Annotated in this window: 14 protein-coding genes, 1 pseudogene and 1 CRISPR repeat array; of the genes and pseudogenes, 12 read left to right on the plus strand and 3 right to left on the minus strand. The window is 43.5% G+C overall.

The window, feature by feature from the left end:
- The first annotated feature begins 196 nt into the window (after positions 1-196).
- The 12 genes from flgB (at position 197) to PSE69_RS06840 (ending at position 11,291) form a co-directional block, all read left to right on the plus strand.
- Positions 197-610: a flagellar basal body rod protein FlgB gene (gene flgB, locus PSE69_RS06785; RefSeq protein WP_004918603.1), complete on the plus strand. Its 414-nt coding sequence runs from the start codon at positions 197-199 to the stop codon at positions 608-610.
- Positions 611-615: 5 nt separating this feature from the next.
- Positions 616-1,020, plus strand: a complete 405-nt coding sequence (flgC, locus tag PSE69_RS06790; RefSeq protein WP_004918605.1) for a flagellar basal body rod protein FlgC — start codon at positions 616-618, stop codon at positions 1,018-1,020.
- A 12-nt stretch (positions 1,021-1,032) separates the two neighbouring features.
- Positions 1,033-1,872 carry a flagellar hook assembly protein FlgD gene (locus PSE69_RS06795; RefSeq protein WP_061064158.1) on the plus strand — a complete coding sequence of 280 codons (840 nt, stop codon included), beginning with the start codon at positions 1,033-1,035 and terminating at the stop codon, positions 1,870-1,872.
- A 30-nt stretch (positions 1,873-1,902) separates the two neighbouring features.
- Positions 1,903-3,123, plus strand: coding sequence for a flagellar hook protein FlgE (gene flgE / locus PSE69_RS06800; protein ID WP_004918608.1), 1,221 nt, complete (start codon positions 1,903-1,905; stop codon positions 3,121-3,123).
- 15 nt (positions 3,124-3,138) lie between these two features.
- Entirely contained in the window at positions 3,139-3,894 is a 756-nt protein-coding gene (locus PSE69_RS06805; protein ID WP_004918610.1) for a flagellar basal body rod protein FlgF, read from the plus strand.
- Positions 3,895-3,913: 19 nt separating this feature from the next.
- Positions 3,914-4,696, plus strand: coding sequence for a flagellar basal-body rod protein FlgG (flgG, locus tag PSE69_RS06810; protein WP_004918612.1), 783 nt, complete (start codon positions 3,914-3,916; stop codon positions 4,694-4,696).
- 89 nt (positions 4,697-4,785) lie between these two features.
- Positions 4,786-5,553, plus strand: a complete 768-nt coding sequence (locus tag PSE69_RS06815; protein ID WP_004918615.1) for a flagellar basal body L-ring protein FlgH — start codon at positions 4,786-4,788, stop codon at positions 5,551-5,553.
- A 41-nt stretch (positions 5,554-5,594) separates the two neighbouring features.
- Positions 5,595-6,698 carry a flagellar basal body P-ring protein FlgI gene (locus PSE69_RS06820; protein ID WP_004918617.1) on the plus strand — a complete coding sequence of 368 codons (1,104 nt, stop codon included), beginning with the start codon at positions 5,595-5,597 and terminating at the stop codon, positions 6,696-6,698.
- Positions 6,698-7,678 (plus strand): flagellar assembly peptidoglycan hydrolase FlgJ, encoded by a 981-nt coding sequence (gene flgJ, locus PSE69_RS06825; protein WP_004918619.1) that lies wholly within the window; start codon positions 6,698-6,700, stop codon positions 7,676-7,678. The genes PSE69_RS06820 and flgJ overlap by 1 nt, the downstream gene beginning before the upstream one ends.
- Before the next feature lie 244 nt (positions 7,679-7,922).
- Positions 7,923-9,563: a flagellar hook-associated protein FlgK gene (gene flgK / locus PSE69_RS06830; RefSeq protein ID WP_014658062.1), complete on the plus strand. Its 1,641-nt coding sequence runs from the start codon at positions 7,923-7,925 to the stop codon at positions 9,561-9,563.
- Positions 9,564-9,590: 27 nt separating this feature from the next.
- Positions 9,591-10,526: a flagellar hook-associated protein FlgL gene (gene flgL, locus PSE69_RS06835; protein ID WP_014658063.1), complete on the plus strand. Its 936-nt coding sequence runs from the start codon at positions 9,591-9,593 to the stop codon at positions 10,524-10,526.
- A gap of 257 nt (positions 10,527-10,783) precedes the next feature.
- A CRISPR array of direct repeats spans positions 10,784-11,053; the repeat unit is 28 nt; unit sequence GTTCACTGCCGTATAGGCAGCTTAGAAA.
- Between the two features lie 106 nt (positions 11,054-11,159).
- Positions 11,160-11,291 carry a hypothetical protein gene (locus PSE69_RS06840; RefSeq protein WP_256719919.1) on the plus strand — a complete coding sequence of 44 codons (132 nt, stop codon included), beginning with the start codon at positions 11,160-11,162 and terminating at the stop codon, positions 11,289-11,291.
- Between the two features lie 34 nt (positions 11,292-11,325).
- Here the strand turns inward: PSE69_RS06840 and PSE69_RS06845 are convergent, their stop codons facing one another.
- The 3 genes and pseudogenes from PSE69_RS06845 to PSE69_RS06855 all read right to left on the minus strand — a co-directional run.
- Positions 11,326-11,706 carry a DUF805 domain-containing protein gene (locus tag PSE69_RS06845; protein ID WP_004918626.1) on the minus strand — a complete coding sequence of 127 codons (381 nt, stop codon included), beginning with the start codon at positions 11,704-11,706 and terminating at the stop codon, positions 11,326-11,328.
- 199 nt (positions 11,707-11,905) lie between these two features.
- The gene (locus PSE69_RS06850; RefSeq protein ID WP_121874879.1) at positions 11,906-12,079 is read right to left on the minus strand and encodes a DinI-like family protein; all 174 of its coding nucleotides are present in this window, start codon (positions 12,077-12,079) and stop codon (positions 11,906-11,908) included.
- Between the two features lie 196 nt (positions 12,080-12,275).
- Positions 12,276-13,002 (minus strand): annotated as a pseudogene (locus tag PSE69_RS06855) (IS110 family transposase); the annotation flags it as partial.
- Between the last annotated feature and the right edge of the window lies 1 nt (position 13,003).

The raw sequence follows: 13,003 nt of genomic DNA on the forward strand, positions 1-13,003 counted from the left end.
GTCAATAATTTTGCCTTTATCTTGCCATTAGATTTTTTGTTATACGGCTAATATAAGCGCGTCGAATTTTAAATTTCAGCGTTTTCTGCATTGCTATTCTTTGAAAATTACAGTTAGCGAATGGCGTGACGCATTGGTGCTTATTTTATCGTGATAACGATAAGAGAGAGATAAGCAAAATTTATTGGGGTTGAACATGATTGATAAATTAAATGCCACATTTGCTTTTCAGCAACAGGCGTTATCAATACGCGAGGCAAGGCAAACTATTTTGGCTGCAAATATTGCTAATGCGGATACACCGGGGTATCAGGCGCGTGATATTGATTTTAGCCGCCAGTTACAGCAAGCCATGAAAAATGGCGTTGTAAAAGGTAAAGGCGTTGCTTTGGCGGTGACATCAAAAGGCCATATCGAAGGTCGAAACATGAAACAGCCCGAATTGGATCTTAAATATCGTGTTCCATATCAAACCTCAATGGACGGTAATACCGTCGATATGGATATAGAGCGCAGTCAATTCGCAGATAACACATTGAAGTACCAAGCAGATCTCACTTTTATTAATAGCCGCGTCAAAAGTATGTTGGCCGTGTTACAGCAGGGGTAATAAAAATGGCGTTACTCAGTATTTTTGATATTTCAGCATCCGCACTGACCGCGCAATCACAGCGTCTTAACGTGAGCGCTAGCAATATGGCGAACGCGGAAAGTGTTGTAGGCCCTGATGGCGAACCGTTTCGTGCTAAACAGGTAGTTTTCCAAATGACGCCTCAAGGCCGTAATGGCGTTGGCGGTGTTCGTGTGAGCCAGTTGATTGAAGATCCCACGCCACCACGTATGGAATACAAACCCGGTCACCCATTGGCGGATGAGAAGGGGTACGTGCGTATGCCTAACGTCGATATGGTCGGTGAAATGATCAATACCATTTCGGCATCGCGTAGCTACCAAGCAAACTTAGAAGTGATGAATACAGCTAAAACGCTGCTTCAGAAAACCTTAACCATAGGCCAGTAACGAGGAAGCTAAATGGGCATAGCAGCCACCATGTATGACTCTTTGGATAACACCACAGCAGGCCCAGAGCCGCTGAAAAGTAATATTCCAAATAAAAATAAGAGTCAAACGGATGATATGCGTGACACGTTTTTAAAAATGATTGTGACGCAGATGCAAAATCAAGACCCCACTAAGCCGATGGAAAACGCAGAGTTGACCAGCCAACTTGCACAAATCGCGACCCTTGAAAGTATGAATAAGCTGAGTGACAAAGTCAGCGGAATTTCAAGCCAAATTGGTTCTGGTCAATCATTGCAAGCGACTCAATTGGTCGGAAAAGGGGTTTTGATACCGCGTAATGAAATCGTTCTTGCGCCATTAAAAACGCAAAATGACAGTGATAATACGGCTATTTCTAAACCAACAAATCCATTACCTGATGATGAAACTAGCCGTGCGTTGTCCGCAGCCAATGACAATGGCGGAGATGATGATGCGTCCCAAGGGGATTATATCTCATCGCCGTTTGGTTTCTTCCTTCCCAAAATGGCTGACAGCGTTGAGATCACGATACGCGATAAAAATAGAGCCATTATTCGTACCATCTCTTACGACACAGAAGTGAAACCTGACATTTATGACATGTCGTGGGATGGGCGCGATGACAATGGAAAACTCGTTGCTGATACGAACAGCAAATACTTCTTTGATGTAAGGGCTGTCAGTAACGGCGCAGAAATTGAAGTCACCAAATTGGGATATACCCGAGTTAATGGTGTCACGCCGGGTACAGATGCTCCTTTATTGGATGTTGGTATAGGACAAAGTGTGCCGCTTAGCAGCATTTTTAAAGTCTATCCATCATCTTAATTTTATTTCCCCAACCGTCATGGAGAAAACATGTCTTTTTCACAAGCAGTTAGTGGCTTAAATGCTGCCTCAGCGGGGCTTGATTCGATTGGTAATAATATTGCCAACTCCGCAACTAATGGTTTTAAAGGTGCAACCACCTCTTTTGCCGATATGTTTGCCGGTTCAGGTGTAGGTCTGGGGGTTAACGTTGCCGCGGTAACCCAAAACTTTAAAGATGGCCCAATCACTCGTACTGACAGACCGACGGATGTGGCCATTTCAGGAAATGGTTTTTTCCGTGTGCAAGACCAAAACGGTGATATTTTTTATAGCCGTGATGGGCAATTTATTCGCGATAAAAGCGGCAACCTCGTCAACAACCAAGGAATGACAGTGACAGGTTATCCGGCTGGTTTGGATGAGAATGGTAATGTGGTCGTTCAAAGTGGTGGTGTTCCTCAAGGGCTAAATATCCCAACAGATATGATGGATGCTCAAGCCTCTGATTTGGCAAAACTGACTATCAACCTGAATTCTGAAGACAAAGTTAAATCCAAACCTTTTGATATCAATAACCCAGATGATACTGGCAGCTATAACTTCAGTACCACCATGACCGCATTTGATAGCCAAGGTAATACCCATGAAATCTCCGTTTACTTTGTCAAAACAGACGATAACAAATGGACGGCTTATGCAAAAGATGCTGGCGATAAAGTGGCTAAGAAATTAGGAGATATGGAGTTTGATGGAAATGGCCGCCTAAATAGCCCAACTAATGCCGTTTTTGCGTTTGATTATCAAGGTCTAAATGGTGCCAATAACGGTACGTTGCAGATTGACCTAAATAAAACACGCCAGCAAAAAGTCAGCGAATCATCGGTGAGTGCGATTGATGTTAACGGTTATCCGGCAGGTGAGTACACCAATTTCAAAGTCGAAGATAACGGCTTGATCGTGGCGAATTACTCAAACCAACAAAAACGTGTTGTTGGGCAAGTGGCACTTTCAGCATTCGCTAACCCGAATGGCTTAGTATCACAAGGTGGTAACGTTTGGGCACCGTCTAATGCCTCTGGTAACCCGATGGATGGCGTACCGGGCGTCGGTCAATTCGGTAAGCTAACGAGCGGTGCGCTGGAATCTTCCAACGTAGATATGAGCCAAGAGCTGATCAACATGATTGTGATGCAACGTAACTACCAATCGAACGCACAGACGATCAAAACCCAAGATCAGATGCTGCAAACGATGGTTAACTTACGCTAAGTGTAGAGGGTGGCTATGGATCATGTCATTTATACCGCAATGGGAGGCGCACGACATGCGCTTGAAAACCAAGCGATTGTTTCTAATAACATTGCGAATGTTTCCACATCGGGTTTTAAAGCGCAATTAGCGGCGATGCGGGCTGTTCCTATTCATGGAGATAGCGAGCAAACACGAACGTTGGTGGTTGCTTCAACGCCCGGAGCGGATATGAGCCAAGGGCCGCTCAACTATACGGGCAGGCCAATGGATGTGGCATTAAACGACAAACACTTTCTAGCCGTTGAACTTGCAGATGGTAGTGAAGCTTATACCCGTAACGGTAACATTCAAATTTCACCTGACGGTGAATTGGTGATTGGTGAGCGCCGTCTACAAGGAGATGGTGGCCCGATCAATGTGCCGCCGAATGCGGAACTGACCATCGGTGAAGATGGCACAGTGACGGCCTTATTGGCGACCGACCCGCCAACAATGTTAGGGCAGATAGGGCGCTTAAAAGTGGTTGAAGCTCAGCCGCAAGATTTAATTCGCGGTGAAGATGGCTTATTTCATCTATCACCACAAGCCGCGGCGGCGAATGGTAATGGGCTTGCACAAAGTGAGCGAGCTTCCGTGACATCTGGGGTGATTGAAGGCAGTAATGTCAATGCCGCAGAAGCAATGGTGTCGATGATTGCCAACGCTAGGTATTTTGAAATGCAGATGAAAGTGGTTCGTAGTGCCGATGAAAATGCACAAAAAGCCAACCAACTGCTTGCCGTTAGCTAATTTTCAGTAAGGAATAACGATGATCCGTTCATTATGGATTGCTAAAACTGGGCTTGATACCCAACAAACCAACCTTGATGTTATTTCCAACAACTTGGCAAACGTCAGTACAAATGGTTTCAAACGTCAACGTGCAGTATTTGAAGATTTACTGTATCAAAATATTCGTCAACCGGGGGCAATGAGCTCTGAGCAGACCTCTTTACCATCAGGTTTACAACTGGGTACAGGGTCACGCCCTGTGGCGACAATGCGTATTCATAGCCAAGGTGCGTTGAATAAAACCGGAAACACCACCGACATTGCTATCAAAGGACAAGGTTTCCTACATGTGCAGTTGCCCGATGGTACGGATGCATATACACGCGACGGTGCTTTGCAGCCAAACCAAGATGGTCAGCTAGTCACTTCGAGTGGTTACCAAATCGTACCTGCCATCACCATCCCTGATAATGCCAATAGCCTCACCATCGCACGTGATGGTACGGTCTCAATCACGGTCTATGGGGATAACCAACCACAGCAAATTGGGCAAATTACGCTAACAACATTTATTAATGATGCGGGCTTGGAAAGTATGGGTGAGAACCTGTACATGGAAACCGCTAGCTCAGGAGCGCCAAATGAAAGCGCGCCGGGCACGAATGGTGCTGGTTTGCTGTATCAGCATATGCTTGAAACCTCGAACGTCAATGTGGCTGAGGAATTGGTGAATATGATCCAAACCCAACGCGCCTATGAAATTAACAGTAAAGCGGTTTCAGCTTCCGACCAGATGCTACAACGCTTAACGCAACTGTAATTTGATGGCATAACGCGCGGCCTGATCCCAAATGACAATTTGCCCGAGAAGGTAAGTTGTCATTTGGTGATAACTAGGCATTTGATGTGATGATAAAACAGACACAGCAGCAAAAGAGTACCATGATGACGAAAAACGGTTTTACCCCTGAAATTAAGGGCGATTCATTCTTTTCACCGAGTAAGGTTTTGGTGATTGCTTTGGTATTAGCCACAAGTGGTTGTGCTTATGTCAAACCTCGTCCTCTGGTGGATACTCAAACAAGTGCGTTACCGACAGCACCCACAGCCCCCGCACCCAATGGCGCTATTTTTCAAAGTGCTCAGCCCGCCTATTACGGCTACCAACCACTGTTTGAAGATAGGCGACCTCGCAATGTAGGCGATATTTTAACCATTAATTTGCAAGAGAATGTGAGCGCCAGTAAGAACTCATCCGCGAATGCAAATCGCAGCGGTAAAACGGGGTTCTTAGCCGCAATCTTGCCTGGTTTTATGCAAGGTTGGCTGGGCGGCAGTAATACAGAGCTGGATGTGAAAGGCAGTAGTGATTTTTCAGGGAAAGGCGGGGCCAATGCCAACAATACCTTTAGAGGCACCATAACCGTCACGGTCGATCAACTCTTAGCTAACGGTAACTTGCATGTAGTGGGCGAAAAACGGATAGCGATTAATCAAGGAACGGAGTCGATTCGTTTTTCGGGCGTGGTAAACCCTCGCACAATAGGCGCAGATAACAATGTCAGCTCCACACAAGTGGCGGATGCGCGTATTGAATATGTTGGTGATGGTTATATTAATGAATCGCAAACCATGGGCTGGTTGCAACGCTTTTTCTTAAACGTTTCGCCTTATTAATTTAGGTAGAAATTGAGCTGTAAACCCATAGAGATAATCGAATGAATAAATTAGTGACTCTTCTGCTAACGCTGCTTTGTCTATTTGCTACATCGGCATATAGCGAACGTATCAAGGATTTGACAACAGTGCAGGGTGTACGTGACAACGCGTTAATTGGTTATGGATTGGTAGTAGGGCTGGATGGCACCGGTGACCAAACCATGCAAACACCCTTTACCACTCAAAGCTTGAGCAATATGTTATCTCAAATGGGGATCACCGTGCCACCTGGCACTAACATGCAGTTGAAAAACGTGGCAGCCGTGATGGTTACCGCGAAATTGCCACCTTTTGCTCGCGCAGGACAAGCCGTAGATGTGGTGGTCTCCTCGATGGGGAATGCGAAAAGCTTACGAGGTGGTACTTTGCTAATGACCCCACTTAAAGGCGTTGATGGGCAGGTTTATGCCATGGCACAAGGTAACATTTTAGTTGGTGGAGCTGGCGCGAGTGCGGGGGGAAGCAGTATTAAAGTCAATCAATTAGCTGGTGGGCGGATCACTGGAGGGGCGACCATTGAGCGTGAGCTACCTACTAGCTTTGGTCAAAATGGCATCATTAACTTACAACTGAACGATGATAGCTTCACATTAGCGCAAGATATTAGTGATGCAATTAACCGATTACGTGGTGCAGGCACCGCAACACCATTAGATTCACGCACAGTTCAGCTACGTGTGCCAATGAACAATAGTGATCAGGTGCGTTTTCTTGCACAAATTCAAGAATTGAATGTACGTACGCCAATTGCCGAAGCCAAAGTGATCTTAAATTCGCGAACAGGCTCAGTTGTGATCAATCGCAGTGTAACATTAGAAAGCTGTGCGGTAGCACACGGCAGTTTATCGGTGATGGTAGAGAGGCAAACTCAGGTCAGTCAGCCGAACACGCCTTTTGCAGGCGGGCAAACCGTCGTTACCCGTAATACGAATATTGGGGTGAGGGAGCAAGGCGGCGCATTACAAAAAGTCAATGCCAGCGTACAACTTAACCAAGTGATACAAGCACTTAATACTTTAGGGGCGACGCCAACCGACTTAATGTCGATTTTACAGGCCATGGAAAGCGCTGGATGCTTGCGCGCTAAGCTGGAGATCATCTGATGAATGATATGCAATTAATGCAAGGTGCCGCATTTGATTTGCAGTCGCTCAGCCATTTAAAGCGTGAATTAACTGATTCGCCAGATAAAGGGTTGCGTCAAGTCACCCAGCAATTAGAAGCGACGTTTGTACAAATGATGTTAAAAAGCATGCGTGATGCACTACCGCAAGATGGTCTTTTTTCCTCCGATCAGACGCGTATGCTAACCAGTATGTATGATCAGCAAATTGCGCAAGACCTGTCACAAAAAGGGTTAGGCTTTGGTGAAATGATGTATCAGCAGCTAACTCAAATGCAAGGTGATACATCTTCAGAAGACGTACCAGTGAAGCCCTTTAACATGGATGATCGATTGATAGACTCTCTACCTAATCAAGCAATGGCGCAGATTGTCCGTCGTTTTGCTCCGTTAGGAGATGCTCTATCGTCATCCATGCAGAAGGTCAAATCCCTCTCTTTAAATAGTCAAAACTTTATTAGTCGACTAATAGAGCCTGCAAAAGTTGCCAGCCAGAAAAGTGGTATATCGCACCTTTTGGTCCTTGCTCAGGCGGCATTAGAAAGTGGTTGGGGACGTCGAGAAATTTTAACGGCGGAAGGCAAAACCAGCCATAACCTATTTGGTATTAAAGCGGGTAAAAGTTGGCAAGGACCAGTAACCAATATTATGACAACGGAAGTGATTAATGGCAAAAGCATCAAAATGCGAGACGATTTCCGTGTGTATGGCTCATATGAAGAAGCGATAGCCGATTACATTAATTTATTGACTGAGAACCCACGCTATCGTGATGTTAAACACGCGCAATCCCCTGAGGTAGCGGCGCGTCGCTTACACCAAGCAGGTTATGCGACAGACCCTAATTATGCCGATAAATTAATTACGTTAATCAATCAAATTCGTGGCTATCAGACAGCAGACAAAGCGGCGTCACGAGCGGTTCAAGCCTATACCGTCGATCTGAGTGATATTTTTTAAATTTTCATCTTGAAAGGTGCCGTAAACACTAAACATTTGCGGCATCTTTCCGATAACTAACTATATTCGTCATATTTCAAGTGACAGCACGATTGATGATGCTTATTGGTGCTGCAAGGATACAGTGATTTGTTACCTAACTGCACCTCGAATTATTTGAAATATAAATAAAAAGTTCGGGTTGATATTGCGACGGTTATTATCGATGAACCATGGCGATAAGCAGCAGATAAAGGAAAAGCTTATGCTGAACAATGTAATGAATAATGCACTTAGTGGTGTGAATGCCGCACAGGGTGGGTTAAGTGTGATTTCAAATAACTTAGCTAACGCAGGTGTGGGTTACTATCATCGCCAAAGTGCTGTTTTCGGGGAGAATCCCGGCACAATGACACCTAACGGTTATTTTGGTAACGGCACCTATTTTAGCCATGTTCGCCGTGAGTTTGATGAGTTTATTAACCAGCAATATGGTCAATCACGCGCTCGTAGTGGTGAGTATGAAGCTTATGCGAAAAACAGCAGCCAAGTCGATGACTTACTCACTAATGATATTGAAGATATTTCGAGCAATATTGGGAGTTTTTTTACAGCGCTTGATGCCGCAAGTAGTGATGCGAGTGATAAAACATTAATCGATGTTTTTTTAGGTAAATCAAATGCACTGGTAGGGCAGTTCAAGGAAGCAGATAGACGATTACAAGAAATGGAGCGTGATGTTAATCGCCAAATTGAAACTAAGGTGAAAGACATCAATACCTACGCAGAGAAAATCGCTGGTTTGAACCAACAGATAGCGCGGGTGCGCTCTGTGAGCGGCTCAGAGCCTAATGATTTGCTGGACGTACGTGATCGCCTAGTCAGTGAGATCAACTCATTGATTGGCGTAAAAGTGATTGAGCAAAATGGAAACTACAACGTCACTTTTGCAAATGGTTTACCGTTGGTGACTGGAGAAAATGCGAACCGCCTTGAGGCCGTTCCTTCCTCACAGGATGACAGCCGCTTTAGTATTGGTTTTGTTGGTGCTAATGGTCAAGTGCGCGAAATTGCAGACGATGCGTTTCGTGGTGGTGAGCTCAGCGGCGTATTACGCTCTCGCAAAGAGGTCATTGATCCTGCATACCAAAAACTCAATAAATTGGCCTTGGTCTTCGCAAGTAAATTCAACGAAGTACATAAGAAAGGCTTTGATGCTAATGGTAATCCGGGTAAGGACTTTTTCGAAATCGGCAAAGGTAATGTAGTCAGTAATACCTTTAACCGCGGTAAAGCAGAATTTGATTTTAACTATAGCGATGTCTCTCAAGTCACTGGCAATAATTATGAGATGCGTTTTGATGGTAAAGAGTGGAATGTCACTCGACTACCTGAAGGCTTTGCCGTTACCGTTGATCGCTCAACCCCAGATACATTGAAGTTTGATGGTATCGAGCTGAAAATTACCCAAAACAATGCCCAAAGTGGTGATTCGTTTTTAGTCAAACCAGTTAATGGCGTCATCAATGGCATGCAATCTTTGATAAGCGATGCGGCAAATTTTGCGGCGGCGGGTGAGAAAGGGAGCGGGCCTGGTGATAATGATAACCTAAAAGAGCTGGTTAAGCTTCAAGACCAAAAATTAATTGGGGGCACATCAACGTTTTCCGATTATTACGCCACTATCGTCAATGATGTGGGTAACCAAACCAAGCAAGCACAGATTGACTCTGAAACACAAAACAAAATGACAGAAAGTTTCTATCAGCAAGAGCAAGCGGTTTCGGGCGTCAATATGAACGAAGAAAGCATTCAAATGCAAAAAATCCAACAGTTTTTTAATGCGAATGCGCAAGTGCTAAAAACTGTAGATGACCTCTTTAATGCCCTAATGAGAGCGTTCTAAATTCTAGTCATTTAAAAGGATTCTATTATGCGTTTAAGTACGAATATGATTTATCACCAGCGCTTGCAAGATATGAATAATGCTCAAGCGCGTTGGATGGATGCGGGTAGCCAACTGGCATCCGGTAAGCGTGTCAGCAAGCCGTCGGATGACCCCCAAGCTTCATCGCAGGCGGTGCGTGTTAATCAATCTGAAAACCGCAACCAGCAATATGTGGCAAGTCGAGGTTTTGCCAAAACAGGCATGCTGCTACAGATGAGCGTGTTGACCCAGATGACAGAGGTTACCACTCAGATTGATACAACAATTATTCAAGCTTCAAACCAAGGTAGCTTGAGTGATAGTGACAGAATGTCACTTGCGGAGCAATTAAGCGGTTTGAAAGATCAGCTGGTAGCGTTAGGCAATACGACAGATGGTAATGGTCGCTATATTTTTGCAGGTTATAAATCTGACAAGCCACCATTTGAGGTGAATGCTGCGGGCGATGTGATTTACAAAGGCGGCGATAAAGCGATTATGCAGAATGTATCCAGCGATCGCGAAATGACCACTTACTTTACTGGCGCACAAGTGTTTGCAACGGATAGCAATAATGTCGTGAATGTTTTCAAAGCGTTAAATGAAGGCATTGCTGCGCTGAAAACGCCTCAAGACCAAGCAACACAAAGCGAAAAAGAGGCAGCTCAAAAAGCATTAGATAGCGCCAATACAGCGGTTAAATCAGCGCTAGATAAAATCTCAAATATTGAGTCGAAGCAGGGGTTGCAGCTACAAGAAATTGACCAATTAAACTTTCTAGCAGATACAAGAAGTATTCAAAATAGTCAGCGCATAAGTGAGTTGTTGGATACAAATTGGACTGGAGTCACAACAGACTATTATAAAGAAATGGCTATGTTCCAAGCATCGCAAGATATTTTTAAAGATTTAAATAGCATGTCATTATTTGGTGGTCGTTAAGACGTGTGCCAGTCTCAACTCATTTGAGGCTGGCGCAATTACCGTATCGTTATTTTTCCCTACAATTATTTTCTTTTCTCTTATCCTATATTGCATTTCTCTTAAGATGATTTACTCTTTATTTTACCCTTTGTTTTTGCTCTTTAAAAAATTAGCCAATAAAACAATAAGTTACTAAGTGTCATAAAAAAGAAGGTATTTTTCTAAAAAATAGGCTAACGAATTGTTATTTAGGGATTTTGTTTGGTAAGCTAATTGTTCACTGCCGTATAGGCAGCTTAGAAATTTAATCTCATATGTACAAGCAGGACGTTGGAGTTCACTGCCGTATAGGCAGCTTAGAAAAAATTGGGTACCCGCATTTTTCGCCCCCTCCATGTTCACTGCCGTATAGGCAGCTTAGAAAGCTCATTCACTGATCTCATGTCTCACCTACCAGTTCACTGCCGTATAGGCAGCTTAGAAAAAAGGAATTGCGTGATAGATGGCAAACTCCCCTGTTCACTGCCGTATAGGCAGCTTAGAAATGAACGTTTCCAAAACAAACGCATTAAGCAAATTGATGAAGAAAGTAAGTCAATTTACTACGAAAACTACGAACCCTGCGACGTTCCTGATTCACGTTGGATTGATATGCTTGTCGAAATGCCAAGTAATTTAATCTACAATCAGCGACAAGCAGAAGCAGAGCGATTAGCAAAAGAAGCAGCAAAGAGAGATGCTAAGCTTGAAGCTGCATCACAGATAGAGGACAATAAAAATTAATGCGCCATCTCGAGTAGTTGGCGCATGTGTATATTTATTCTTTAGGGTTTGAGCCAAATCGGTTGTTACCTGGGGTTCCATCAAGGCATGTAAACACAAAAATGACAAGACCACCAAAAGGTATAAATGTGAGCAAATACCACCAACCTGACTTATCTATGTCATGTAAGCGCCTAACAGTTACTGCAAGGCTAGGTATTAAAATAGCTACGCAATAAATCATCAGGAGGACTAGAGCTACGATCCCCAAACCATTTATATCTCCAGTATAGTCGTTTGTAGAGGCTAAAACTACAAGATACAAAGGGATAATGATTATGAAATTGATTAAACTAAATATCCAATATTCTTTACGTCTAGCTCTACCATTAAAGTTGGCATAATTATTTTTTATAACTTCCAAATACCAATTCATTAGTTAATCCTTAACTGAAATTTTAGAGTAAAGAGTCAAGAAGTATAGGGATTGAGTAATTATCTGTAAACAATTAGGTTGAATATTTAAGATATTACTTATTAAAATATTCCACTTTGGCTTCTTGGGTTTCAGGAAGCCAATCACCATCATTGAATATCTCTTCCAGCGTTTCTTCAATATACGTTTTCTTCTCATTCTACCCAAGACCATCAATAGATATATTATCTTGAGTACCCCAGTTAATATCGACCCTAAGATCAGAATACTTAGCGCTTAATCTTTTTGTTACTTCATTTTTCAATGCTTCTAATGTGCTGATTAGTAACTGGTTTTTCTTATTTTCGTTAAAACGGATCTTGATAGTAACCATAAAGTACTTGTCCACTTCCCCTAAAATGAGACAGCTATAATTAGATTTTCTGCCCTAAAAATTGCAGAGGTCATGATGAAAAAAGCTCATTTTACTGAAACTCAAATTATTAATATCTTAAAACTCGCTGGTTCAGGGATGAAAGTGGAAGACATTTGTCGCCACTGGAGTGCTGTCTTGGTACAAGTCCTAACTAGGCAGCGAAATGACGACCATTTTTGAATTCAGTTCCTTTGCCAATCGCAGCAACAACTGCAGTTGCTGTTTTAGGGCCAATACCTTTAACTTTGGCAATCCGCTGACATGCTTCAGATTGTCGGAAAACAGTATCAATTTTTTTATCAAAAAAGTTTATACGACGACCAAGATCGTTAAAAAGATCATAGAGTTCTGCTATCTTCCTGCGCATTCTGGTACTAAGACCATTTTCTGTGTCCTCCAGAATCGTGACTAACCCTTGAGACTGCCGTACCGATTGTTATTCCACGGTCAAGCAGTAGTCCTCTGATTTGACAGACTGTCGCAGTGCGGTGATTAACAATACGCTGTCTTGCCCAGTGCAAGGCCTGAATATCCTGCTGTTCCGGACTTTTTGGGGGAACGAACTGCATTGTTGGCTGCATCAGAGCAATTGCGATAGCCTGTGCATCATTACCGTCATTTTTGTGCCCGCGGACAAAGGGTTTTACATACTGGGGACTGATCACTTTTACCTTATGTCCCAGTTTTTCGAACTCATGCTGCCAGTAAAATGCGCCCGTGGAGGCTTCCACACCAATCAGGCAAGCCGGAATATTCGCGACGGTCTGTAGTAACGTTTTACGATCAGGGCGTTTTTTATAAACCGGTTTACCCGACTGATTTAATCCACAAAGTTGAAAAACATTTTTAGCCAAATCAATACCGAGATAGATAACATTCATG

Origin of the sequence: Providencia sp. PROV122 (assembly GCF_028482365.1) — a bacterium.
GTDB classification, from domain to species: Bacteria; Pseudomonadota; Gammaproteobacteria; order Enterobacterales; family Enterobacteriaceae; genus Providencia; species Providencia stuartii.

What these genes read in the sequence shown, in the direction of transcription:
- PSE69_RS06795 (WP_061064158.1), top strand. Translation starts at nt 1,033, where the DNA reads ATGGGCATAGCAGCCACCATGTATGACTCTTTGGATAACACCACAGCA.
- PSE69_RS06815 (WP_004918615.1), top strand. Translation starts at nt 4,786, where the DNA reads ATGATAAAACAGACACAGCAGCAAAAGAGTACCATGATGACGAAAAAC.
- flgJ (WP_004918619.1), top strand. Translation starts at nt 6,698, where the DNA reads ATGAATGATATGCAATTAATGCAAGGTGCCGCATTTGATTTGCAGTCG.
- flgK (WP_014658062.1), top strand. Translation starts at nt 7,923, where the DNA reads ATGCTGAACAATGTAATGAATAATGCACTTAGTGGTGTGAATGCCGCA.
- PSE69_RS06805 (WP_004918610.1), top strand. Translation starts at nt 3,139, where the DNA reads ATGGATCATGTCATTTATACCGCAATGGGAGGCGCACGACATGCGCTT.
- PSE69_RS06850 (WP_121874879.1), bottom strand. Translation starts at nt 12,079, where the DNA reads ATGGTTACTATCAAGATCCGTTTTAACGAAAATAAGAAAAACCAGTTA.
- flgL (WP_014658063.1), top strand. Translation starts at nt 9,591, where the DNA reads ATGCGTTTAAGTACGAATATGATTTATCACCAGCGCTTGCAAGATATG.
- flgC (WP_004918605.1), top strand. Translation starts at nt 616, where the DNA reads ATGGCGTTACTCAGTATTTTTGATATTTCAGCATCCGCACTGACCGCG.
- PSE69_RS06845 (WP_004918626.1), bottom strand. Translation starts at nt 11,706, where the DNA reads ATGAATTGGTATTTGGAAGTTATAAAAAATAATTATGCCAACTTTAAT.
- flgB (WP_004918603.1), top strand. Translation starts at nt 197, where the DNA reads ATGATTGATAAATTAAATGCCACATTTGCTTTTCAGCAACAGGCGTTA.
- flgE (WP_004918608.1), top strand. Translation starts at nt 1,903, where the DNA reads ATGTCTTTTTCACAAGCAGTTAGTGGCTTAAATGCTGCCTCAGCGGGG.
- flgG (WP_004918612.1), top strand. Translation starts at nt 3,914, where the DNA reads ATGATCCGTTCATTATGGATTGCTAAAACTGGGCTTGATACCCAACAA.
- PSE69_RS06820 (WP_004918617.1), top strand. Translation starts at nt 5,595, where the DNA reads ATGAATAAATTAGTGACTCTTCTGCTAACGCTGCTTTGTCTATTTGCT.
- PSE69_RS06840 (WP_256719919.1), top strand. Translation starts at nt 11,160, where the DNA reads ATGCTTGTCGAAATGCCAAGTAATTTAATCTACAATCAGCGACAAGCA.